This is a genomic window from Floridaenema fluviatile BLCC-F154 (assembly GCF_041929135.1).
Classification (GTDB): Bacteria; Cyanobacteriota; Cyanobacteriia; order Cyanobacteriales; family Aerosakkonemataceae; genus Floridanema; species Floridanema fluviatile.
This window is the reverse complement of record NZ_JBHFNS010000089.1, coordinates 12,213-36,888: the sequence shown is the minus strand read 5'-3', so window position 1 is coordinate 36,888 and position 24,676 is coordinate 12,213. Positions and strand designations below refer to the sequence as shown.

At 41.3% G+C, this 24,676-nt stretch carries 21 protein-coding genes; 14 read left to right on the top strand and 7 right to left on the bottom strand.

Annotated features, from left to right (window positions below):
* Positions 1-132: 132 nt before the first annotated feature.
* Positions 133-1,293: a pentapeptide repeat-containing protein gene (locus tag ACE1B6_RS24790; protein WP_413259954.1), complete on the bottom strand. Its 1,161-nt coding sequence runs from the start codon at positions 1,291-1,293 to the stop codon at positions 133-135.
* Between the two features lie 312 nt (positions 1,294-1,605).
* On the opposite strand from ACE1B6_RS24790, the gene glyS reads away from it, so the two are divergent.
* The gene (gene glyS, locus ACE1B6_RS24785) at positions 1,606-3,756 is read left to right on the top strand and encodes a glycine--tRNA ligase subunit beta (RefSeq protein WP_413259953.1); all 2,151 of its coding nucleotides are present in this window, start codon (positions 1,606-1,608) and stop codon (positions 3,754-3,756) included.
* Between the two features lie 115 nt (positions 3,757-3,871).
* Here glyS and ACE1B6_RS24780 read toward each other — a convergent pair whose 3' ends face one another.
* The gene (locus tag ACE1B6_RS24780; RefSeq protein ID WP_413259952.1) at positions 3,872-4,132 is read right to left on the bottom strand and encodes a hypothetical protein; all 261 of its coding nucleotides are present in this window, start codon (positions 4,130-4,132) and stop codon (positions 3,872-3,874) included.
* Between the two features lie 121 nt (positions 4,133-4,253).
* On the opposite strand from ACE1B6_RS24780, the gene murD reads away from it, so the two are divergent.
* From murD to ACE1B6_RS24765, 3 genes are all read left to right on the top strand, one after another.
* Positions 4,254-5,603 carry a UDP-N-acetylmuramoyl-L-alanine--D-glutamate ligase gene (gene murD, locus ACE1B6_RS24775; protein WP_413259951.1) on the top strand — a complete coding sequence of 450 codons (1,350 nt, stop codon included), beginning with the start codon at positions 4,254-4,256 and terminating at the stop codon, positions 5,601-5,603.
* Positions 5,604-5,844: 241 nt separating this feature from the next.
* Positions 5,845-7,416 carry an ATP-binding protein gene (locus tag ACE1B6_RS24770; protein WP_413259950.1) on the top strand — a complete coding sequence of 524 codons (1,572 nt, stop codon included), beginning with the start codon at positions 5,845-5,847 and terminating at the stop codon, positions 7,414-7,416.
* Positions 7,417-7,512: 96 nt separating this feature from the next.
* Entirely contained in the window at positions 7,513-7,857 is a 345-nt protein-coding gene (locus ACE1B6_RS24765) for a hypothetical protein (RefSeq protein ID WP_413259949.1), read from the top strand.
* A 62-nt stretch (positions 7,858-7,919) separates the two neighbouring features.
* On the opposite strand, the gene ACE1B6_RS24760 is transcribed toward ACE1B6_RS24765, so the two are convergent.
* Entirely contained in the window at positions 7,920-8,330 is a 411-nt protein-coding gene (locus tag ACE1B6_RS24760; protein ID WP_413259948.1) for a hypothetical protein, read from the bottom strand.
* Positions 8,331-8,568: 238 nt separating this feature from the next.
* On the opposite strand from ACE1B6_RS24760, the gene ACE1B6_RS24755 reads away from it, so the two are divergent.
* A complete protein-coding gene (locus ACE1B6_RS24755; protein ID WP_413259947.1) occupies positions 8,569-10,341 on the top strand; it encodes a S8 family peptidase in 1,773 nt (590 codons plus the stop codon).
* Between the two features lie 111 nt (positions 10,342-10,452).
* Positions 10,453-10,683: a hypothetical protein gene (locus ACE1B6_RS24750; RefSeq protein ID WP_413259946.1), complete on the top strand. Its 231-nt coding sequence runs from the start codon at positions 10,453-10,455 to the stop codon at positions 10,681-10,683.
* A gap of 48 nt (positions 10,684-10,731) precedes the next feature.
* Here ACE1B6_RS24750 and ACE1B6_RS24745 read toward each other — a convergent pair whose 3' ends face one another.
* Positions 10,732-11,091: a hypothetical protein gene (locus ACE1B6_RS24745; RefSeq protein ID WP_413259945.1), complete on the bottom strand. Its 360-nt coding sequence runs from the start codon at positions 11,089-11,091 to the stop codon at positions 10,732-10,734.
* Positions 11,092-11,445: 354 nt separating this feature from the next.
* Between ACE1B6_RS24745 and clpS the strand changes: the two genes are divergently transcribed.
* Together clpS and ACE1B6_RS24735 are read left to right on the top strand one after the other, a co-directional pair.
* A complete protein-coding gene (gene clpS, locus ACE1B6_RS24740; protein ID WP_413259944.1) occupies positions 11,446-11,727 on the top strand; it encodes an ATP-dependent Clp protease adapter ClpS in 282 nt (93 codons plus the stop codon).
* A gap of 12 nt (positions 11,728-11,739) precedes the next feature.
* On the top strand, positions 11,740-12,597 hold the full coding sequence (locus tag ACE1B6_RS24735; protein ID WP_413259943.1) for a CPBP family intramembrane glutamic endopeptidase: 858 nt from the start codon (positions 11,740-11,742) through the stop codon (positions 12,595-12,597).
* Between the two features lie 73 nt (positions 12,598-12,670).
* Here ACE1B6_RS24735 and ACE1B6_RS24730 read toward each other — a convergent pair whose 3' ends face one another.
* Positions 12,671-13,666 (bottom strand): YheT family hydrolase, encoded by a 996-nt coding sequence (locus ACE1B6_RS24730; RefSeq protein ID WP_413259958.1) that lies wholly within the window; start codon positions 13,664-13,666, stop codon positions 12,671-12,673.
* 396 nt (positions 13,667-14,062) lie between these two features.
* Here ACE1B6_RS24730 and ACE1B6_RS24725 point away from each other — a divergent pair, with 396 nt between their 5' ends.
* Complete coding sequence (locus tag ACE1B6_RS24725) at positions 14,063-14,806, top strand: response regulator transcription factor (protein ID WP_413259957.1); 744 nt, start codon at positions 14,063-14,065, stop codon at positions 14,804-14,806.
* A 137-nt stretch (positions 14,807-14,943) separates the two neighbouring features.
* Here ACE1B6_RS24725 and ACE1B6_RS24720 read toward each other — a convergent pair whose 3' ends face one another.
* Positions 14,944-15,681 carry a choice-of-anchor K domain-containing protein gene (locus tag ACE1B6_RS24720; protein ID WP_413259942.1) on the bottom strand — a complete coding sequence of 246 codons (738 nt, stop codon included), beginning with the start codon at positions 15,679-15,681 and terminating at the stop codon, positions 14,944-14,946.
* 362 nt (positions 15,682-16,043) lie between these two features.
* Positions 16,044-17,264, bottom strand: a complete 1,221-nt coding sequence (gene chlP, locus ACE1B6_RS24715) for a geranylgeranyl reductase (RefSeq protein WP_413259941.1) — start codon at positions 17,262-17,264, stop codon at positions 16,044-16,046.
* Between the two features lie 256 nt (positions 17,265-17,520).
* Here chlP and ACE1B6_RS24710 point away from each other — a divergent pair, with 256 nt between their 5' ends.
* The 5 genes from ACE1B6_RS24710 (at position 17,521) to ACE1B6_RS24690 (ending at position 24,523) form a co-directional block, all read left to right on the top strand.
* Complete coding sequence (locus tag ACE1B6_RS24710) at positions 17,521-18,951, top strand: serine/threonine protein kinase (RefSeq protein ID WP_413259940.1); 1,431 nt, start codon at positions 17,521-17,523, stop codon at positions 18,949-18,951.
* A gap of 167 nt (positions 18,952-19,118) precedes the next feature.
* Complete coding sequence (locus ACE1B6_RS24705) at positions 19,119-20,135, top strand: sulfate/molybdate ABC transporter ATP-binding protein (RefSeq protein ID WP_413259939.1); 1,017 nt, start codon at positions 19,119-19,121, stop codon at positions 20,133-20,135.
* A 146-nt stretch (positions 20,136-20,281) separates the two neighbouring features.
* On the top strand, positions 20,282-21,952 hold the full coding sequence (locus ACE1B6_RS24700; protein ID WP_413259938.1) for an ABC transporter substrate-binding protein: 1,671 nt from the start codon (positions 20,282-20,284) through the stop codon (positions 21,950-21,952).
* A gap of 107 nt (positions 21,953-22,059) precedes the next feature.
* A complete protein-coding gene (locus ACE1B6_RS24695) occupies positions 22,060-23,088 on the top strand; it encodes an ABC transporter permease (RefSeq protein ID WP_413259937.1) in 1,029 nt (342 codons plus the stop codon).
* A gap of 529 nt (positions 23,089-23,617) precedes the next feature.
* Entirely contained in the window at positions 23,618-24,523 is a 906-nt protein-coding gene (locus ACE1B6_RS24690) for a calcium-binding protein (protein ID WP_413259936.1), read from the top strand.
* The last annotated feature ends 153 nt before the right edge of the window (positions 24,524-24,676 follow it).

Here is a 24,676-nt window from a genome sequence, read left to right as displayed (position 1 = left end):
TAAGCTGTTACGCATTTAAATCACTTATTAACGAGTAGGGTGCGTCAGACGGTAAAGCCTGATATAGAAAGGAAAATATCTAAATCTGACGCACCCTACAATATGACTTTTTAATGCGTAACAGCTTAGTTCCTAGTCTCCAGCCCCCAATCCCCAAATACAAGAGTTTTCCCCAGAAGTTAAACTTTTTAGATCGATCGGTCTATTAGCCATTGTTTTCGCAATCTCCATCAAATTAGCACCTTGTTGGCGATGAATAGCAATATCTTCAGATTGGTTCTGTAATTGTTCACTATATTTTCTATCAAAATCGCGCAATGCTAACTCATATTGCAACTTTAAAGCTTTCTCAATTTGAGCCTTATTAGTATCACAAGGAACTTTAAACCGAATCACAAAAGCACCATCTAACCTCTGTTCAATTGCTTGGATATATATTTCATAACCTGCCATTTCTTTATGAAAATTTTGTAAAGCCAGAGCAAAAGCTTGCCATTCAATACCATGCAAAAAAATCAAATCAACCGCAGCAAAATCTTTTTGAAATAACTTACTAAATTCTCCCGCTGCAAATTCTCCGTTAACTGGACGACGTTCTTTTTGATGATATTCTAAATAAACATGATCGCAAACAATTTCATCTAATTGAGTGGCGCTATTAATATTCCAATCTTGAATGCAAGCTCCAGTAAATTTGGCTTTATTAAAATTGGTATAAAGGGCTTGAGTTCTGATAAAAAAAGCAGCAGTTAAATCCGCTTTGCTAAAAAGTGCCGCAGTTAAGTCAGCTTCACTCAAATTAGCTGCTCGCATATAAGCGCCTGTCAAGTCGGCTCTGCTGAGATACGCACCGCGGAGATTTGTGCCTGTAAAGTAAGCACCGCGCAAAAATGCCCCCGTCAAATCCGCTTTCGCCAAGTTCGCTACCCTTAGCAATGCGGTGGAAAGGTCGGCTCGGCTAAGGTATGCCCCCGTGAGGTTTGCGCCTGTAAGGTTAGCTCTGGTGAGATCTGCACCACGTAATAATGCCCCGGATAAGTTTGCTTCGCTGAGGTTGGCACGATTTAAACAAGCTCCATTTAAGTATGCTGCTGTCAAATCTGCTCCTTGTAAATCGGCGCTGAACAACCCCGCAGGACCAAGATTTGCACCGCTGAAATTGACTCCTTTAAGGTTAGCTCCGTTCAGATTAATTCCATATAAATCAGGCTCAATCTGGGGAAAGTTTTTGCGCCAATTATTCCAAACATTTACCCCCATCCAGAGTAACGTGCTGTGTAACCAATTAGCCATATAAAGTCGCCCTTTTTACCTAACTCCTGCTTAAATATACGAGTTGGTTGAGCTAATATCAGGATGGAGAGGAGCAGGAAAGCAGAAGTATAAAACAATGGGAAATTAGGAGAAAAATTTTTTTAGGGAAAACAACAACTGTTGCACAACTTCTTATTTAACTTAGAAAAACTCTCAAACTCTTTTTTCTTTTTTTGCGTTCTTTGTGTCCTTTACGGTGCAAAAAAAAGATCGAAATATCTCAACAGGTGCAATCTCTAAGTCATCAAATCGCGATAAACTGTTTTAGCTAGTCTACTTAAGTTTCAGTCTATGTCTAGTTTCCTATTAGAAGTCGGTACAGAAGAACTCCCCGCCAGCTTTGTCTCCAGTGCCATTCAGCAATGGCAAACTATCATTCCTAACACCTTGGCGGAACAATTCTTAAACACCGAGAAAGTTGAGATTTACGGTACTCCGCGCCGCCTTGCTGTGTTAGTTCAAGGTTTGCCAACTCAGCAAGCCGACAGAGTAGAAGAGGTAAAAGGACCTCCAGCAGCAGCGGCTTTTAAAGATGGTAAACCAACCAAGGCGGCTGAAGGTTTTGCTAAAAAGCAAGGTGTAGAATTGGCTGATTTGTCAGTTCGTCCGACGGAAAAAGGTGATTTTATTTTTGTTCGCAAAACTATTCCGGGGCGATCGACAGCGGAAATTTTAACTGAGTTAATTCCGCATTGGATTTCTAAGTTAGAAGGTAAGCGGTTAATGCGTTGGGGTGATGGTGATATTAGATTTTCTCGCCCAATTCGTTGGTTGGTTGCTTTATTAAATGATGCGGTTTTACCTTTAGAAATTGTCAATGGTTCGGAGACGGTAAAGAGCGATCGTACCTCCCAAGGACATCGCGTTTTACATCCTGAATCTGTCTCAATTCCTACCGCTAAAGATTACGTTCAATGCTTAGAATCTGCTTTCGTTCAAGTTAGTCCAGAACAGCGACAAACCAAAATTAAAGAGCAAATTCTTAAAGCAGGTGTTCAACAAAATGGTTTTGCTGAAATCTATCCCGACTTATTAGCCGAAGTAGTCGATTTAGTAGAATGGCCTACTGCTGTAGTCGGGAAATTTGACGCAGACTTTTTGAAATTACCAGCCGAAGTAATTACCACGGTAATGGTAACTCAACAGCGTTATTTCCCAATTTTTAAAACTGCGGAATATCGCGATTTATTACCTTACTTTATTACAGTTTCCAACGGCGATCCAGCAAAATCAGATATTATTGCCACAGGTAACGAAAGAGTAATTCGTGCTAGGTTAGCGGATGGGCAATATTTTTATAAAGTTGACTCGATTAAGTCTTTAGAAAGTTACTTACCCCAATTGGAAAAAGTCACTTTTCAAGAAGATTTAGGTTCAGTACGGGAGAAAGTAAATCGGATTCAAAAGATTGCCGGGGAAATTTCTGAGCAATTACAATTAGACTCAGAAACCAGCAATAATATTCAACGGGCGGCTTTATTATGTAAAGCGGATTTAGTTACTCAAATGGTGGGAGAATTCCCGGAATTACAAGGAGTAATGGGGCAAAAATATGCGGCTGCAAGTGAAGAAACTGAAGCAGTAGCAACGGCGATTTTTGAGCATTATTTACCCCGTGGTGCTGGAGATAAATTGCCGGAAACTATTACCGGACAAGTGGTGGGAATTAGCGATCGCCTAGACACCTTAATCGGCATTTTCGGCTTAGGAATGCTACCTACAGGTTCTTCCGATCCCTTTGCTTTGCGCCGTGCCGCCAATGCCATTGTTAACATTACTTGGACGGCAGAATTAACCATCAATTTACAAGAATTAATCGAGCAAAATGTAGCCGATTTCGCTGCCAAATTCCCCAAAACAAACGCCAATGAATTGTTATCTCAATTGCAAGATTTCTTCATCCAACGGATTCGCACCCTGTTACAAGAAGAAAGGGGAATTGATTACGATTTAGTCAATGCAGTTTTGGGAGAAAATGACCCAGAATACACAGAACGCGCCTTAAAAGATTTACTAGACGCGAGGAATCGGGCTGATTTCTTACAACGAATTCGCCAAAATGGTCAGTTAGATCGAATTTACGAAACTGTCAACCGTTCCACTCGTTTAGCCGCACAAGGAGATTTAGATAAGCAAGAATTAGAACCTACATCTGTAGTAAATTCTCAGTTATTTCAAAAGTCATCTGAACAGGCGTTTTATGATGCGATCGTCCAACTAGTTCCCCAAACCAAAGCATCCCAAACACAACGCAATTATCAACAATTAGTTGATGCTTTAAGTAACATTGCACCCACAGTTAGCACATTCTTTGATGGACCCGAAAGCGTGTTAGTAATGGATGAAAATTTAGACATTCGCCGCAATCGTTTAAACCTCTTAGGATTACTACGAAATCATGCGCGAGTCTTGGCAGATTTTGGCCCAATTGTCAAAAGTTAATCGCCAAGAAGCGATCGGGAAGAAACTGTAAAGTCAGGTTGTAAGACAGGCATCTTGCCTGTCAATCACAGTTTTCTCCCTTTCTTCTCTGCGTGCTCTGCGTCTTTAGCGGTTTTTAATCATCATCATCATCGTCATCTTTACCCTGCGAATTTTTCTTCTTGTCATCATCATCGTCATCATTATTATTTTGCTTTTCTTGATTGACTGACTTTTCTTCAGAAGAGTTTTCCTTTAACTCTGGCTGATTTTGCAAAGGATTACTTACACATCCAGCTAATACACCAGTTACAGAGATCGTCAACAGTAACACTAAAGAAAGTTGTGAGAAGATAGTGGCGAAAATAGGGGTGATATTGCGATGATTGGTATTCATAGATACAGGTTATCCTGAAAGAAAGAGAGGTTTTTCTTTGGTTTAAACAGAGTTAATGGCAAAAAGCCCATTAGGTTGTAATATTATAAACGGAAAAAATCAGGGAATTACCTTTTAACTTATGCCCATTGCTCATATCATTGGTTTGGGAAGATCGGGAAATGCTGCTGCAAGACTGCTAAAAAGAGAAGGTTGGCAAGTGACAGTAAGCGATCGCAACAACAACCCCAACTTACAACAGCAATCAGAACAACTAATTAGCGAAGGAATAGACGTTAAATTAGGTTATTCCCTCGACTTAGAAAGTCCCGAATTGCCAAAAATAATCGTAGTTAGTCCCGGAGTTCCTTGGGATTCACCGCTTTTACTTCGCGCCAGAGAATTAGGAATTGAAACTATTGGCGAAATGGAATTAGCATGGCGATATCTCCGAAATATTCCTTGGGTAGCTATTACTGGAACTAACGGTAAAACTACAACTACCGCTTTAATTGCAGCGATATTTCAAGCAGCTGGATTGAATGCTCCCGCTTGCGGTAATATCGGTTTTGCAGCTTGCGAATTAGCATTAGCGGAAACTCCTCCAGATTGGGTAATTGCCGAGATTAGCAGTTATCAAATTGAGTCTTCCGCCTCAGTTGCGCCGCGAATTGGTATCTGGACAACTTTTACCCCCGATCACTTAAGTCGTCACAAAACCTTAGAAAATTACTTTAACATTAAGGCGCATTTATTAGCGCAATCGGAAAACCAAATTTTCAACGGTAACGATCCTTATTTACAAAATAATGCCCCAAATCATTTTCCCAATGCTTACTGGACAAATGTCAAGGGCAAAGCTAATTTAATTAATGGTAAAGGTGCTTATATTGAAGATGGTTGGGTAATTTTTGAAACTGAAAAGATTGTCCAAGCTAATGCTTTAAAAATGGTAGGCGATCATAATCAACAAAATCTGTTAATGGCAGTAGCGACGGCTTGTTTAGCAGGAATCGATAAGGATGCGATCGCTTTGGCGATCGACAACTTCCCCGGAGTTCCCCACCGCTTAGAACATATTTGCACCTGGCAAGGAATCGACTTTATTAATGATAGCAAAGCCACCAATTATGATGCAGCTGAAGTAGGCTTAAATGCCGTTTTCGCCCCAGCAATACTCATCGCTGGAGGCGAAGCAAAAGCCGGAGATGATACAGGTTGGATGAATATAATTAAAGCTAAAACAGCCGCAGTCTTACTGATCGGTGATGCCGCCAAAGCCTTTGCTAAACGACTCGATGAAATTGGCTATCCTAACTATGAGATAGTCGAAACAATGGAACGTGCTATTCCTAAATCCGCCGAACTAGCTAAACAATATCAAGCGAAAGTTGTTCTGCTTTCTCCCGCCTGTGCTAGTTTCGATCAATACCAAAGTTTTGAAGAAAGAGGCGATCGTTTCCGGCGAATCTGTCAAGAAACATTTAAATAAAGTAATCAATTTTACTTGCTATTCTTCGGCTCGAATTATGGGCATAATCAAAAATCTTGCCCATAATTCTCTATAAATCGATTTATATTATATTTGATTCTTGGCAACTATAATAAATCACCCAAGAGGAAGATAAACTCAAAATTACAAATCAGCTATATGATTGATGCAAAACATCTCTGTGTTTAGGAAAACATAGAATATATGGGATGAAATACCATAAGTTATTATACAGAGATTTATGCAGAAAATCACTTTTTCCGGCTTTCATTTATATGGGTTCACTCTTTTAATAGAGGTATTTGTTTTGTCATTAATGTACTTGCTAAATCAAGTAATTGATGTGACAACAAGTGCTTTCGTGCTGTTTTTCTCTCCGGTAATTATTACCGCTTGGTTTGGGGGATTAAAAGCCGGAATTTTTGCTACGCTATTAACAGGTGTGGCGATCGCCTATTTTTTCCTACCTCCAATCAATTCCTTAGTCATCAGTGGAGAAGAAATTATCCAAGCTTCTCTTTTCTTAATTCAAAGCTTTTTCTTCATCACTCCTGTAACTATATTACAAAACAAAATCGCCTTGGAAAAAGCAGTAGAAACTCCGTCAAATCAGCAGCAATGTTTGGAATATATCGCTAAACTTGAACAAACAAAAGCAGCATTGTGGCAAACTCAATCCTGGTTACACACAATAGTAGAAAACTCTTCTGCTGCTATTTATGTCAAAGACTTAGATGGGCGATATTTATTATTTAATCGTCAATGCGAAACTCTTTGTAATATTTCCAGAGAACAAGTTTTAGGCAAAACAGACTTTGATTTTTTAACTAATGAAATAGCAGCAGTTTATCGTGCTAACGATCGCCAAGTAATTGAGTTAGGAAAACCTTTGGAATTTGAGGAATTTGGAATACTTAACAATAAACCTGTAACGACTATTTCTTTAAAATGTCCCCTTTATAATTGCGAGGGAATTGCTTACGGAATTTGCGGTATATCTACGGAAATTAGCGATCGCAAAATTATGGAAAAAGCCTTAGTTAAACAAGCCGAAGAATTAGTCAAAGTTAACCGGATTAAAGATGATTTCTTAACCACAATTTCTCATGAATTACGGACACCATTAAACGCTATCCTTGGTTGGTCACAAGTCTTGCGTAGCGGTAAATTAAGTGATACAATTGTCGCTAAAGCTTTAGAAACAATTGAGCGTAATGCCAGGTCACAAAAAGAGTTAATAGAAGATATCCTTGACGTTTCCCAAATCATTACCGGAAAGCTAAATTTACAAATTAGCTTAATTGATATCGTACCAATTATCGAAAAAGTTATTAATATTTCCCTGCCCTCGGTAGTTGCCAAACAAATTAAACTAAAATTTATTCAACATGGAGTTGAAGAGAAAATTTTAGGAGATAGCGATCGCTTACAACAAGTGATTTGGAACTTACTATCTAACGCCATTAAGTTTACCCCAGCCGAAGGCAGTGTTGAGATTAATTTAAAAATAGAAGAATGGCAAAAGAGAACCGAAGAACAAAAAACAGCTTGTTCCTCTTCTTTACTGAAATTCGTAGTGATTCAAGTCAGAGATACAGGTATAGGTATTAAACCAGAATTTTTGCCCTTCGTATTCGATCGCTTTCGTCAAGCTGACGGTTCAACTACTAGATTATACGGTGGGTTAGGGCTAGGTTTAGCGATCGTCCGTCATATCGTAGAATTACATGGTGGAGTAATCTACGTTCAAAGCGAAGGCGAAGGAAAAGGCGCAACCTTCACCGTAAAACTGCCTTTAGTTAACAATCTGTAATTTTCGAGACAGTTTGGATATATCTTTGGGTAGAAGCAGGTTTTTAAAATCAAAAATACGATACATTTGAGCAAAAAAAATTAGGAGTCAATCAATATGCGCCACATCTTTTCTACCTTACAACAAGGTTTGTATAAAATTCTGGTCTCAGCTTTAATTATTGTCCTTACTGCATCAGCTTTAGTACTTTTCCCAACTCCAGAAAGTCTAGCAGAATCCCCCTCCCTTCGACAGCCAATGCAAACAGAAATTCAAAATCCTAATCAATCAGAAACCCCACGGGAAAAAGCCTACGACAAAGAAGTTAACGCCCTCAACGAACCCCAAGGTTTAGAAAAAGAATATGAAGAAAACTTAGAAGCTTACGAAGAAACTCAACCAGACAAAGGTTTAATCCAAGAAGCAAAATCACTAGTAGAAAAAGCTACCGGAAAACAATAGTTCCTTGTGAGGACTTTAGTCCTACTATAGTCCTCTTATTTAAAACAGTTCGCTCTTTTTAACTAAGGCAAATCTTGCTGTAAAGCATTTCCCCATTCCACAGCTAACGCAAGTTCTGTAAACGGAATTCGCACCGAATTAACAGAATTAAAAAATAGGAATTCCAAAGCAACAGCCCGACCTTTTTCTGGAGGTTCTACTAAATTGTAAATCCGATCGTCCACAACTAAACGAATCTCTTCCACATCTTTAAGCGAAAAAGTTTGCAAATTTGCAGGTTCCTTACGCCGCGGTTTTCCCCAAGTTAAATCATCACCCTTTTGACCCATTACCGCATAAATATCATACTTGGCGCGATCGAAATTCTCCGCCCACATTCGGTAAGCTTCCAACTTTTGATATTCATTCCAACCCGCCCAAGCTAACCAAAGAAATAACGCCAGCAAAGGCAACCAAAATAAACCTCTTTCCATAATGTTAGGGATTAGGTATTAGGAATTAGGGATTGGGGACTGGGAAAAAGCCCCTATCAATAATCAATCTATAACAATCCGATCGATTTGTGACAAAGATTTTTTTTGAACCGCAAAGAAAGAACAACTTACCTAAATAAAATTTCCCCTATTTCCCAGTCACCAGTCCCCAGCCCCCAATCCCCCCCAGCATGAGTTATCTTGGTGATCACATTAACGCTACTCTTGGCAGTTTGACATGAGAAAGCTTTTCTTAATTTGTTTATTTGCCGTCAGTTTGGTTTGGGCACTCTCTAACTTTAAAGGTCTAGCCAACCAAGGCACATACAATTCTATTGTTTTGGACTTTCGGGAAGATATCCCCGCAGCCCAAATTAGCAACAGTTTAGAAACAATTTCCCAACAATATCAAGTCGCCCCTCGACTAAACAGTGAATTTTCCACCAAAGACAATGTTTATATAGTCAAAGGCGACAAAAACTTACTCAAAGCCTTGAGAAATTCAGAAATTGGCAAAAAAACCGAAACTATTGAGCCAAACTATGAATATAAAGCCTTTGAAGCCCCCAACGATCCTGACTACGTAAAACAGTGGAACTTACGCAGTATTAACGTTGAGTCAGCTTGGGAAGAAACCAAAGGCGCAGGAATGACAGTCGCCGTTATTGACACAGGCGTTACCCAAGTTCCCGACTTAGAACAAACCAAATTTGTGAAAGGTTACGACTTTGTTAACGACAAAGAAGAAGCAACCGACGACAACGGACATGGCACTCACGTTGCAGGTACAATTGCCCAATCTACCAATAATAATTATGGTGTAGCTGGTGTCGCTTACGAAGCCAACATCATGCCGCTAAAAGTATTAAGTGCTTACGGCGGTGGTACAGTTGCAGATATTGCAGAAGCTATCAGATTTGCAGCCGACAACAATGCAGATGTGATTAACTTAAGTTTAGGTGGTGCTGGAGAAAGCCAAGTTTTAAAAGAAGCCGTAGACTATGCTTACAATAAAGGCGTAGTAGTAGTAGCCGCAGCCGGAAACGAAAACCGCAACTCCGCATCTTATCCCGCCCGTTATCCTCATGTAATTAGCGTAGCTGCTACTGGCCCTTCAGGAGAAAAAGCTTCTTACTCTAACTTTGGCGCAGGTGTCGATATTTCCGCCCCGGGTGGTAGTAAAGACGGTCAAATTTTACAAGAAACGATCGATCCTGAAACAGGCGGTGCAATGTTTGCTGGTTTCCAAGGAACTAGTATGGCATCTCCCCACGTCGCTGCTGTCGCTGCAATGGTGAAAGCTAGCGGTGTGGAAACTCCAGATGAAATTCTCCAAGTTTTAACTCAGTCCGTTCGCAAGGTACAAGAAGATCCTTTAAACCATTTTGGCGCAGGACATTTAGATGCTTCAAGTGCCGTTAAACTCGCCTTAAAAGGACAAATTACTTTCCGCGACTTCTTCCGCTGGTTAAGAGAAAATGGCTATCTCAACCTGCGTTTTTGGTTGGATGGTGGCGCAGTCGCACTATTACCGAAAATTGCAATGGTACTTGGTTCCTATTTATTAGCTTGGTTTTTGCGGAACTATTTACCGATTTGGAGTTGGTCGTTAGGTAGTGGTTTAATTTTTGGTAGTTCAGGACTCTTCTTCTTAAGAGGTTTTTACGTCTTTGACTTACCACAATGGCCTTTCCGTGTTATGGGTAGTTCTATTCCTGAAATGGGAAATGCAATTACTGGAGGAACGCTGTTAAATCCAATTTTGGCTAGCGTGTTAATTCCTGTAATTTTAATCGCTTTGTTGTTAGGACATCCTAGCTGGAAATGGTTTGCGGTTGGTTCGAGTTTGGGTGTAGCTTCTTGTTTGGCAGTGAATGCTGTTGTCGATCCGGGTTTATTATGGTTGGGAGATGGTACGATCGCCCGAACTTTCCTCATCGTCAACGCCTTACTCTGCTTCGGACTCGCCCGTTTAGCAATGAAAGACGAAAAACACCGCACCGCAGGATAAAAAATGGGGACTGGTGACTGGGGATTAGGGACTGGGGTATTTTGTCCCTCCCCACTCACTCACTTACCCACTACCCACTACCCACTACCCACTACCCACTAACCCACTACCATGAGCATCACTCTTAAAGGTACGATCGAACGTAAAGCTATCGGCACAGGCGCTTGGGCATTAGTCGCTGATAATGGCGAAACTTACGAAATTTACCAAGCTTCCCCAAAAGAAATGCTCAAAAATGGCTTAAAAGTTGAAGTTAAAGGCGAAGTGCGCGAAGATGCTATGAGTTTCGCCATGATCGGCCCAATTTTAGAGGTAAAATCTTTTCAGGCGATCGATTCTTAAACTCAACCAATCAGGCTACCGACATCTTGATTTTAAGAGCTAACTGTTTCAATCCCCTTCGGAATCTTGCCAAACTTGGCGAACAAAACGCTGTAGCTGTTGATGCGCTAACTGCTGATTTTCATCTTGACTTTTAGAAGTTTCCAGGTGACTAAACAAAGGTAAAACTTCTGTATCCAAAGCCGGACGAAATAAATTGCTCGGCCAGAGTAAATCCGCCCCTAGCCGTAAATCATACAAAGTAACGGATTCAGAATCCAACAGATTCGATAGAGACACCAGCATCAAAGGACGTACCCAAGCCATCTGGCGTGATTCGACAATCTGAATCACTTCAGCATACAAGCGTGTTTCTTGATGTTCTAAACAGACAATTTGACTCGGTTGAAAGTCTACAGCAGAACTCATTATGACTTGCTCCACCAGTAAACTGATGTATATTTCGCTGCAAACTATTGTAAGAGGATACTGCTAAACCTGCATGAGTATCCTGTTTAGCAAAATTTTAACTATCTCGCTGGAAAGGTTCTTGATAGGTGACTAAATCGGGTGCACAATGTTATAAATAAATGTTAAGTAGTATAAACAAAAAGCAAAAATCTGAACTTGTAATTACTCAAAGGTAATTTGCGGTTTCATTAGGTGAAACCGACTTTTCAATGGTGGAAACCCACACCTAAAACTTTACTAACTCATGTATTAGAGTTGGTAAAACTTGATTAACTGGCAAAAATTTATTGAAATAAGGGAGAAAAAACAGCTGTGTCTGTCGAAACCCTAGAAAAGCGGTCAACTTCTCGCAAACTCGCACCTCGCTATCGGGTGCTACTACACAATGACGATTTCAACTCGATGGAGTATGTCGTACAAGTCCTGATGAAAACTGTACCTTCGCTGACTCAACCACAAGCGGTCAATATCATGATGGAAGCTCATGCTACAGGGATTGCTTTAGTAATTACCTGCGCCCAAGAACACGCAGAGTTTTACTGTGAGACTTTGAAAAATCATGGGTTAACTAGCACAATTGAACCTGATGAGTAATAAACAGGTTCGTTGAAAATTCATTTTCCAGCTATAGCCAGTTATCCTGCCTGGATTCGGGTAGGGCTGTTTCTGCTGACTTTGCTTTTGCTGTGGCTTCCCTTAGCCACACTTATTTACTCCGGGAGTGGCGACACTAACTTAGTAACGATCCTGACAATGGGATTGTTATTTCTCGTGTTTCTGGTATGGTTGCAATTTTGGGGGAGATTAGTTTATCAACAAACTAATCTCCTGAAAAGTTATGGTTTGTCAGTTAGCCGCCGAAATGCCTTAGAACTGTTAAAAGGTTTAGATATTGGCTTACTGCTAACTTTGACGCTGTTTTTCGTCGAAGGACAACTGGGTTGGTTAGTTTGGCAAAGTTCAAATCAGTTACCTAGAGTGGTTTTAGAAGGTTCGATCGCTGCTTTAGGTGTTGGTTTTGCGGAAGAACTGGTATTTCGCGGTTGGTTGCTGGATGAGTTAGAACGAGATTATTCCCAGAAAATCAGTTTGTGGGTTAGCAGCTGGCTTTATGCTTTGCTGCATTTTATTAAGCCTTTGCCAGAAGCGATCCGTACTTTTCCTCAATTTCCGGCGCTGTTGCTGTTGGGGTTGACTTTTGTGTGGGCAAAACGAGGTAGCAGAGGACGTTTGGGTTTACCTATTGGTTTACACGCTGGCTTAGTTTGGGGTTATTACATAATTAACGTGGGTGATTTAGTTCGGTATTCCGATCGCGTCCCTCCCTGGATCACTGGAATTGATGGCAACCCACTGGCAGGTTTAATGGGGTTAATTTTTCTTGGGGCGATCGCTTTTGCCTTTTGGCGAAGACAGAGGGGCAGGGGGGCAGGGGGGCAGAGGGGCAGGGGGGCAGAGGGGTAGAGGGGCGGAGGGGCAGGAAAACTTATTAACTCAATAACTCAAAACTTTTCTCCTTCTGCTTTCTGCCTTCCCTTCAAAAGCTGCACCATTGTAAAATGCGATTCCATGCCCACCAAGGGTCGGGATCGTTGGCTTGTTTTTGGCAGGTTTTGCTGCTGAGGTAGCCGACGTGACCGCCGTAACGAGTTAGTAGTAAGTCAATGTAAGGGTTCTCAGCACAGGCGCTTTGCAGGTCGGGGATGAGTGTGGGGTCGAATAAGGGATCGTCGGCGGCGTACAAGATTAATGTGGGTTTCTTCAGTTGGGGTAGTAGGGGTAGGGGGCTGCTAGCTTGGTAGTAGGCTTCTACGGTGGGAAAACCTAAGCGGGGGATGACTAGTTCGCGATCGAAATCCCAAATACTATTTACTCGTTCGATCGTTCTTAAATCTATTGACTCAGGGTGCATATTATGTATGTGACGAGCGAGTTTTTTCAGTTCTTTGGCGATCGCTTTTTCCAAGTATTTACCTAGAGGATGCTTTACCAAGTACGAAAGAGAACGCACCGAATCAAGATTAGGACAAATTACCGCTGCGCCGCCAATATCTGCATCTTGCAACCCTTGTACCTTTTGGCTAGCAGTTAAGTCTTGGGCGGCTTTCAGAGCCCACAAAGCTAACTGCCCACCCAAAGAGTACCCCGTAAACCAAAAAGGCGCAGGACAGCCCATAGCCTTGGCTTGAGAAGCAATATGAACAAAATCTTCCCCTTCATACAAACCATCAGAGGTTAAGCTAGGAGACAAAGCGGCTGTTTGACCGTGAGCCCGCCAGTCAAATAAAACTACAGCATAACCACTGGCAAATGCTTTACGTCCCAAAATTTGCAGAAACCATTGGTTATCTAAAGAACCAGTGATCCCGTAGGTTCCGATAATTGTGCCACGAGCATTTTCGGGGATAGCAACCCTGCCGTAGATGGATAAACCTTGGGCAGCAGTAAAGATTTTCTCTTGATAATCTGGTTCTGGGTGGTTAATAGTACTTTCCCAGTCATGGGAAGCCCGCCGTGCAATGTAAAGAGTCATGGCGAAACCATTTTTTAACCAGCTGGGTGGAGTGTAAGCTGGAGGAGAGAAATTTCTCTGCCCGATCGAAGTCGGGGCTAAAGAAGGCGAATTCCGCCGTAAATTTGTTACTAAATGCTGCCAACTCTTTACGTACATCAAGTTCACCTGACATTTGCGATCGTGCTAAAAGGCTCAAATTTCCCTAGCACTAAGATACTTATCCATTGTACGTAAAGGCTTTCAGCTATTTTAGGTTCGATAGCTACTCAAATCAGTAATTTAATTGTAAAGTTTTGGTTGCTAAGATAAGAATTTAGAATCCTTGCTTATAATTTGTACAGGAATCTTTGGATGCCGCAACAGGTTCTTCAAAAACCTTAACGAGCCCTTTAGCCAAAGTTATATTTTTTAATGATGCCTCGGATACTCGTCATCGACGATGACTCTGCTATCTCAGAATTAGTCGCCGTCAATCTGGAAATGGCTGGATACGATGTCAGTCAAGCAGAGGATGGCATCAAAGGTCAGGCTCTTGCCTTGCAAATACAGCCTGACCTGATTCTGCTAGATCTGATGCTACCCAAGGTGGACGGATTTACGGTTTGTCAACGTCTGCGCCGGGATGAGCGCACCAAGGATATTCCGGTTTTAATGTTGACTGCCTTGGGTCAAACTCAAGATAAAGTAGAAGGCTTTAATGCTGGAGCAGATGATTATCTCACCAAACCATTTGAAGTAGAAGAAATGCTGGCACGGGTGCGTGCTTTACTTAGACGTACCGATCGCATCCCGCAAGCAGCTAAACACAGCGAAATACTAAACTATGGCCCTCTTACTCTGGTACCAGAACGCTTTGAGGCGATTTGGTTCAGTCAGACTATTAAGCTGACTCACTTAGAGTTTGAATTACTCCATTGTTTACTACAGCGTCATGGTCAGACTGTTTCTCCTAGTGAAATACTCAAGGAAGTCTGGGGATATGACCCAGATGATGATATCGAAACTATTCGAGTTCATATCCGACACTTGAGAACCAAACTGGAACCAGATCCCCGTCATCCCCGCTATATCAAAACAGTTTATGGCGCAGGTTACTGCCTAGAGTTGCCCAGCCGCGAACAGATAGAAGAAGATCTGGATTCTTCAACTGTGGAGTAAGTTTTGACCAATTAATGTAGTAGGGTGCTAACCCCTGCTACAATTTTTTGGTAACTATTTATGCTACAAAATTTTTACTAAACCGAAAATAACTAAATAATTTATAGATGCACAACCTAAAAAAACTTTCTATTTACTTACTTACGTTGGCGCGTTCCCAAGTACAGAGATAGCAATGAAAGCCCAACGATAACACTAGGCTCCGGGATGGCAGCAGGGGGAGGAGCAACGGTAATTTTTCCGAATAAAGAAGCCTTAGCAGTACTTCTTTCTGGTGAATTAAATTCATTAGTAATAGTTTCCCCACCATCTGTGGAAAACCCGATCAGTTTTAAAGTATATTCAACTCCTTCATGGTTAAAAGAGTGACTTGTATTTCCCGCAGTGGCAAACTGAAGGATATCACCGTCCAAAACTTCATTACCTGTAGTATTGGGTGTGTTGAAGATATTAAATAAAAACTCAAAAGATTCGGTATTGTTTAACGGAAGTGTCAGAGAAAGAGACAAATAAAGCGGAAAATCTCCATTAAAATTAGTATCAATTAAAGTACTGCCATTGCGGTAATAAAGCTTACCAAGATTAAAGACAGTATTAGTATTAGTGTTAAAATCAATACCATTAAATTGCACAAAATTGTTTAAACCACCAGTTCCAGGAGTACCCCAAGTCAAACGGTTGTTTGTCCCTCCATCCTTGCTACTAATATCGATGACTGCGTTAGGATTACTCATCCTGTCCGGTAGCCCCCATTCGCCGCTGGCTCGACCTGTGAAAGTAAGTGCTTGAGCACCAAGTTGTAAACCAAACACTATATTTGTGGCGAGCAAAATATTAGATAGGTTGTTTATAATTTTTTTGAGTGACAATTTCATAATTTTGCTTATTAATCGAGTCTTGTACCAAAACTAGTAAATTTGCATAACTTTTGCCAAGTAGAGTTTTATGTATTTGCCATCTCTTCATTGAATCTTCACTAAAACTTTAATTATTTTTCCTACTTAAGGGTGACGCGATCCGGAAAAATAATTATGCTCATAAATCTTAGACATAAAAAATCAGTGTTAGATTGGCAAATTTCTAACACTGACTTTGACACTCCTCGACCTGAAGGTACGAGGATTCCCATTATTCCTGGTTAAGTAAGAGTATTGTTTTTCAAGGGGAAAGGTTTTAATTATATCTTTCCCCTTTTTGGGATTTTTCCTTTTATTTATTGGGAAAAAACTTTATTGGTTTAGGGTGCTAAGGCATTACCACGTAGCAGGCTACCAATAGTTTTGGCGGTGATTTTTAGCTGTACCAAGGGGTTGGCTGGTACTACGGTTTTGTACAGGTAGCTATCGAAGGTTAGCTTTTGTACATCTAAGTCGGCACACATTTCCACGAAGGCTTCGCGGGTGGCATCGGAACGATAGAAGACGGTTTGGAGGAGATCCAAAACTTTGTAGGTAAGTCCGTATTTTTTGTCCCAACGTTTGAGGTAGACTTTTAAATCGTCTTCTGTGGGAATACGGGTGCCGTTGTGGGAAAGCTCAACGATCGTCTCTGCACACATCCGACCAGACTTAGCCGCAAAGTAAATTCCTTCGCCGGAAGATTTGGTGACGTAACCAGCGGCATCGCCGACGAGGGCGACTCGACCGACTACGCGACGGGGACGGGGATGTTCGGGGATGGGGTGTGCTTCTACTTTAATAATTTTCCCACCAGCGAGTTTTTTGGCGGCCCGCTCGCGGATACCAGCTTGCAGGTCTTTAATAATGGCTTTGTTGACCTTCATTGTGCCTGTTCCGACGGCTACGTGGTCATATTTGGGGAATACCCAGGCGTAGAAGTCGGGAGAAACATCTTTGCCGACGTACATTTCGGCTAGGTCTTCGTAGTATTGCATTCCGGCTTCGGGGAGGCGAATGCGTTCTTGGAAGGCGATCGCATAATTGTAATCCCCTGCATCGATCGCTTTAGCGACACGGGAGTTAGCTCCATCGGCTCCTACCACCACGTCTACTTTTAAAGTTTTCATGATTCCTTCCGCACTGCCATTAGAGTGATCGGCATAGTGGATGGTGTAGGAGTCGGTGTTGTTTGTCGGAATATCCAATTTATAAACTGTGCCGTTAATTACGGTGGTGCCTAATTTTGCGGCGCGATCGCGCAAGAAGCTATCGAGCACTTCCCGACGGCACATTCCAATATATTCGTCTTGTTTGATTAAATTGATATCGACCTCGATGTTAGAAGGCGAGATCATTTTCATTTTTCTTACTTGGCGATCGATGATTTGCGGGGGCAAATCAAACTCTTTCACCATACATAGCGGAATTGCTCCACCGCAAGGCTTGGCGTTGTCTAGCTTGCGCTCGAACAGGTAAGTTTCAATTCCAGCTTTGGCGAGGACTTCAGCAGTAGAGGAACCTGCTGGACCACCTCCAACAACAGCAACCCGTAGTGTCAAGCGTTTTCTCCCAAAATCTCTTTACCTACAAGCTGTGATGTTACCACGTACTGCTGGTTTCCCTTAATCCTCTTTACATTTATGTGAATAAATTGCAACAGAGCTTAATATTTCGATACTTATATTGATTAAATTTCAGCAGTATTTGCTTCTGGTGAACAAAGACGCAATTAGTGCATATCTGGCTCGGAATCGCAATATACACCAGTATGTAAACCTGAACTGCTCAAAGTCCGACCCTGGAGAATGATGCGTTATGATTGCGCCTGAAGTTGTACTTGTCGATCGCTATCAGCTGACTCAAAGACTTGGTAACAAAGGCGGACGGCAAACTTGGCTAGCTAGAGATTTGCTAACTCAACAAAAGGTAGTTGTTAAGCTGCTGTGCTTTTACCCGGATTTTGAGTGGGTTGACTTAAAACTGTTTGAACGGGAAGCCGAGATTCTGCGATCGCTCAATCATCCGCGAATCCCTCGTTACCTAGATTACCTGGATCTGGATTTGCCCGATTGTCGAGGCTTTGCTTTGATACAAACTTATATCGCCGCCCAATCTCTAGAACAGTATCTTGCCGCAGGACGGTTATTCAGCGAAACGGAATTGCAGCAGATTGCGGCATCGATTTTACAAATTCTCGTTGACTTACATCGCTATCACCCGCCGATCGTTCATCGAGATATTAAACCTAGTAATATTCTGTTGGGCGATCGCTCCGGCAATCACCCCGGTCAAGTTTATCTGGTGGACTTTGGTGCTGTAAAAGGAGCCGGACAACCTGATGGCTCGATTACGATCGCAGGTACTTACGGCTATATGCCGCCTGAGCAACTACATGGACAAGCTACGCCTGCTTCGGATTTGTATAGTTTGGGCATGACATTAATCCGCGTTCTCACCGGAACATTGCCAGAGACATTGCTGTTTGAAGACAAAGATACGCTTGATCTTCCACCGGGAATGCAAATCAATTCCGTCTTGCTCAGTTGGCTCAAATGGATGACCCGTGTCAATCCCAGTCGCCGTCCTCAGTCTGCCAAAGTTGCTCTGCAAGCTCTCAATGCCGTCAAATCAACATCACTCAACCGAGCAACTGAATGGCAATGGCAAGACGATCGCTGGATACCAATTTCTCAATCTGGCAAAATCAAACCAACTAAAACCAAACCAAAGTCAGGCCGAGTTCGATTGTATAGGAGTGAGGATACGATCGCGATCGATATTCCTCCAAATTGGCTGGCTATTGTTGGTGTTTTAATTTGTACAATGCCAACTGTGCTGGTTTGGAACAAACTACTTTGGCCTTCGTTTATTAGGGAGATTGCTGAAGGCAACATGGCTACGGCGTTGGTTATGCTGCCTTTTATCCTGATTGCACTGTTCATGAACTGCGGGATGTTCATTCTATTTCTGTGTATGTCCAGCAGAATTCGCTTGTATATAGATCGCGATCGCCTGACCGAAACCACGAATACGTTTGGCTTCCGCTCCTCTTCAAGCTTACTGAGAACTGCCCTGACAAAACTCTACTTTTACGAAGACAGCGAATCGGCTTTTCTTTCCTTGTCTGATGAATACTCTCAGCAAAAATATACGCTGTCTCACTCCTTAAGTCAAAAAGAGTTGCGATGGCTGGCTCAAGAGTTGAGTGACTTTTTAGGAATACCAATTACTAAATCCGAGAAGTAATCCCTAGTTTAGCCATCTGGGAAAAAATTTCTGCAACATCCCCATCATTAGCGTAAGATAAACTACAGCAAGTCTATCGATAAATGGGAAATTAAAATAATAGAGTGATTAATTTAACCCGATCGGTAGTGTAGGGTTATGACAAGTGGCTTGTCCAGAGGACATTTATGGGGATTATTGTTGAAAACGTATCCAAGCATTATGGCAGCTTCTACGCCGTTGACCAGGTAGACTTAACAATTAAATCTGGTTCTTTGGTGGCTTTATTAGGGCCATCGGGTTCGGGAAAGTCAACTTTGTTACGGTTAATTGCGGGTTTAGAAACTCCTGATAGTGGGAAAATTTTCATTACTGGCAAAGATGCGACCGATACCAGCGTACAGGATAGAAATATTGGGTTTGTGTTCCAGCATTATGCTTTGTTTAAGCATCTGACAGTGCGGCAGAATATTGCTTTTGGTTTAGATATTCGGAAAGCGCCAAAGTTAAAAATTAAAAAGCGAGTAGAAGAACTTTTAGAATTAGTGCAGTTGAAAGGATTGGGCGATCGCTATCCCTCGCAATTATCTGGGGGACAACGGCAAAGAGTTGCTTTAGCTAGAGCTTTAGCTGTAGAACCTAAAGTATTATTACTAGATGAACCTTTCGGCGCTTTGGATGCTAAAGTTCGCAAAGATTTGCGTGCTTGGTTAAGACGTTTACACGACGAAGTTCACGTTACCACAGTTTTTGTCACTCACGATCAAGAAGAAGCAATGGAAGTCTCTGATGAAATTGTGGTGATGAATAAAGGTAAAATCGAGCAAACAGGCACGCCAGCCCAGATTTACGACCATCCAGCTACGCCTTTTGTGATGAGTTTTATTGGGCCTGTGAATATTTTGCCTAGCACTTCACGTATTTTTGAGGGGAATGGTTTTGAGTCTACCCAACCCGAAATTTTTCTCCGTCCTCATGACATCGTAGTTCAAAGAGAAGCAAATGGGACTACGGTTGCGGCTCGGATCGATCGCCTAATTCATTTGGGTTGGGAAATTCAGGCGGAACTAGTGTTAGATGATGGGCAAGTTTTGACGGCGCACCTTTCTAGAGAACGCTTTGATGAGTTAAAGTTGCAACCGCAAGAACGAGTTTTTGTCAAACCTAAAGATGCGAGATCTTTTCCGTTATACTATTCAATTTAGTTATTCAGCTGCTCGGTAGTTGGCATGATTTTTTTGACGAAAAGGAGAAAGGAAGTTTTTGTTTCCTTTATCCTTTTTCCCGAAATCAAAAATTTTGGAGTCGATCGATCGCTGACATCTGGGTTTTTCTGAGGGTAATGGTAGTAATGAAGAAGTTTTCTGTATCTAGCAAACAATGGCGTTCTTTCGCCAAACTTTTCGGTCTTTTTTGTCTTTGTTTTATTTTAGTAATTAGTTGTGGTCGGCGACCTAATGCTAATGTAAATGGTAATGTTCCAGCGGGTAATAATAGCGATACTGCTAACGCAACGCTACGCGATCGCTTATCTGTCGGCACAACTTTAAAACCGCGAACTCTCGATCCGGCAGATGCTTACGAATTAGCAGCTAGTAATGTGTTGTATAGTTTGGGCGATCGGCTTTACACTTACAAATTAGGCACAGATGAATTAGTACCAGAACTAGCTACAGCTTTACCAAAAGTTAGCGCAGATGGTTTAACTTATGTCATTCCTTTGCGTCAGGGAGTAGTGTTTCACGATGGTACTCCTTTTAATGCCGAAGCAATGGTTTTTTCCTTAGAACGCTTCATGAAAAATGGGGGAAAACCTTCCAATTTATTATCAGATGTTGTCGCATCTGTTAAAGCTTCTGGGCCTTACGAAGTAACAATTAAATTGAAAAATCCTTTTGCGGCATTTCCTTCAGTTTTAGCTTTTGCCGGAATGTGCCCAGTTTCTCCGAAAGCTTATCAAATTGGCGAAGGGAAATTTACGCCAACCAAATTTGTCGGAACTGGCCCTTATAAATTAGTTGAATTTACCCCAACTTCGATTCGTTTGGAAGTTTTTGATAAGTACTGGGGAACAAAACCAGCAAATAACGGGATTGATTTTCAAGTTCTTACTAGTTCGGCAAATTTATATAATACTTTCCGCACGGGAACGGTAGATATTGCTTATCAAACTTTCGATCCGGTGCAGATTTCTAGTTTGCAACAAAATGCGAAATCTGGAGGTTGGCAGGTATTAGAAGCGAAAGGTAATGTCATTAGTTACATGGTGCTGAATACGCAACAAAAACCTTTGGATCGAGTGGAAGTCAGACAGGCGATCGCTTCTTTAATTAATCGTAAGTTAATTACAGAACGAGTTTTAAAGAATCAGGGAGAACCTGCTTTTAGCATGATTCCGAATACTTTTAATGTTTCTCTCCCTGTTTATCAACAAATGTATGGCGATGGAAATATTGCGAAAGCGAAAGAACTTTTGACTAAGGCAGGATTTTCTCAGGAGAATCCTTTAAAGTTAGAAATTTGGCATCCTATTGGTTCTTCAGTTCGCCAACAAGTTGCTAGTTTGTTGCGAGAATATGCCATCCAAGAATTAGATGGAATGGTACAAATTCAACCCCAAGGAGTTGAATCAGCAACATTTTTTGCGAACATTCGCAAGGGAATTTATCAAAGTGCTTTGGTAGATTGGTATCCTGATTTTTCCGATGCTGATAATTACATTCAACCTTTTTTAAGTTGTGCCAAAGGTTCGCCAACTACAGGTTGTCAACAGGGTTCTAGTCAAAGTCAAGGGTCGTTTTATTATAGCGATCGCATGAATCAACTAATTAAGCAACAACGCAGCGAACAAAACCCCGAAAAACGCAAACAAATCTTCGCTGAAATTCAAAAATTAATGGCGCAAGATGTACCTTTGATTCCCTTATGGCAAAGTAAAGATTTTGCTTTTGCCAAACAAGGATTACAAGGAGTAAAATTAGACCCAATTCAACAACTACCATTCTGGGAAATCAAAAAATAACCATGATTAATTAAGAAATCAGCTATCAGATCAACGTTTCCCAGTCCCCAGTCCCTAGTCCCTAATCCCCAGTCCCCAATCCCTATCCAAAACTCAAAACTAAAAAAATGTCTCGATCGCGTGCTTTGCAATCTTACGTTATAGCGCGTTTACTCCTTGCTCCTTTGATGCTGTGGACGATCGTCACAGTAGTATTTTTACTACTAAGAGCAACTCCCGGCGATCCTGTAGATGTAATATTAGGAGGACGCGGCGCACCAGATAGCGTTAAAGAAGAATATCGTCAAAGATTAGGATTAGCCGATCCTTTGTGGTTACAATACATTCGTTATCTGGGATCTTTACTCAACTTTGACTTAGGAACTTCACTCACTAGTCAAGGTCAAGATGTTTGGGAAATTATTCAACAACACTTTCCCGCAACTTTAGAATTAGCAACTTTTAGCATGGCGGTGGCGCTAATTGTTGGAGTTGGTTTTGGTGCTATTTCTGCTTCTAAACCCAACACAGCTTTTGATGTGAGTGGCAGATTATTTGGCATCATTACTTATGCCATTCCCTTGTTTTGGTTTGGGATGATTTTACAATTAATCTTTGCCGTTCAATTAGGTTGGTTTCCTCCCAACGGTCGCTTTTCTTTAGCTTATCCTCCCCCTCCGACAATTACAGGTTTGTATACTGTTGATAGTATCCTCAATGGTAATATCGAACAGCTGATAATTTCGCTTCATTATTTGGCGCTTCCTTGTTTAACTTTAGGATTTTTAATCAGCGGAATTTTTGAGCGAATTGTTAGGGTAAATCTGCGCCAAACTCTGAAAGCAGATTATGTGGAAGCAGCTAGAGCTAGGGGAATTTCTGAGAGAAAAATTCTCATTTCTCATGCTTTGAAAAATGCTTTAATTCCAGTAATTACGGTTTTAGGTTTAACTTTTGCTTCGATGTTGGGGGGTGCAGTTTTAACAGAAGTTACCTTTTCTTGGCCCGGATTAGGTAGTAGACTTTATCAAGCAATTTCTGAGCGAGATTATCCAACTGTTCAAGGAATTATGGTGTTTTTCGCTGCTATTGTAGTAGCTGCAAGCATTTTAATTGATATTGCCAACGCCTACATCGATCCCCGAATTCGCTATTAATTAAGTTTGACTAGTAGAACTTACGCACTCAGATCCCCCAACCCCCTGAGCAAGGGGGCTTGAGAAATTCCCCCTTTGGTAAGGGGGCTAGGGGGGATCGGAGTTTCAGGCTGAGAGTGCGTAATTCCTCAGTGCGACTGCTTATTTTTTTATTTATTTGTACAAAAGTATAAATAAACACTTTTTAACCATTAGAATTACTTTTACTTAAAAAGATTAATCATTAGAAAAAATAATCTTGTAACTTTGAAGCAGCAAAGTTGATTTTTACAATTTGGTAACAGTAGGGTTTTTAGTTTTTCACAGATTTTACTTAAGTATAATCCATGTTCTAGTGATTTAATATACACTTTTTTTCAGCTTACCGAAGTGAAGATTAAAATTAGTTAAGCAAATTCAATATATCTACACAGATAGAGGAGTAACCAAACTTACTAATTCAGCATATATACTGAACCCCTATTATTGCTTTCCGTGTTAGTAACAAAATTGCGGAGGAATTTGAGCAAGTTACTCAGGAGGAATACAGATGACTGACATAAACGACACTACATATACGCCTGACTCATTCCCGAAACCGATAAATAGTTTTGTAGATGCTAGTGAGCCGATTTTTTTGGGGGTAGATTTAGTGACCGAAATTCAAGGTTCAGATTTTATGGACATCTTGGAGGGTGGTGAGCAGAACGATCGGATTTTTGGTTTTGCCGGAGACGACGATATCCAAGGAGGGGATGGTAGCGACGAAATTTATGGTGGTGACGGCGACGATATTCTCTACGGCGACTCATTTTATAGTTCCGTAGGTACAAACAACCTAAACGACACCATTTTCGGTGGTAATGGCGATGATTACTTAACAGGTAATGCTGGAGATGATTATCTCGATGGGGGAGATGGTGACGACTTCCTCACAGGTGAATCTGGAAATGATGTTCTGACAGGCGGTGCTGGTGGCGATACTTTCTACTTTCACACCCCTCCATCTTTAGTTTTTCAGCCGGAATTGGGTACTTTTGGACTTGTAGAAGTAGACCCGCTTTCTAATTTCGATGGCTCTCTTGGGGTAGACACTATCACTGACTTTACTTCGGGTGAGGATAAAATTCTCCTATCCCAACAAATGTTTTCTGCTCTTTCGGGAGTGACAGATTTTTCTACAGTTTTTGCTACTGTTTCTGTTAGTGAGGATTTAGCAGTAGCAAATAGTGAGGGGTTAATAGCAGCAAATAATGAGGTTTTAGTAGCGAATAGTGAGGAATTAATAGCAGCAAATAGCGATGCTTTAATTGTTTACGACTCGGTTAGTGGCAGCTTATTCTATAACCCGAATGGTAGCGAACTAGGCTTTGGAAATGGTGGTAAATTTGCTGTATTAAGTGGCGCTCCAAGTGTTACAGCCTCTGATTTTCAAATGGAAGTAATGAGTGCTTAGAGATGAATTCTCACTGTTTTTGAGTTGCCAATCTTGGATTAATGGCAAAATTAGGCATCTATAAAAATCTAGTGGTGTGTGTTTTTAAACAGCAATTAAATTCAAAAGTTAAGATATAGATGTCAGAGAAATTAAGGTGCATTAGGATAAATT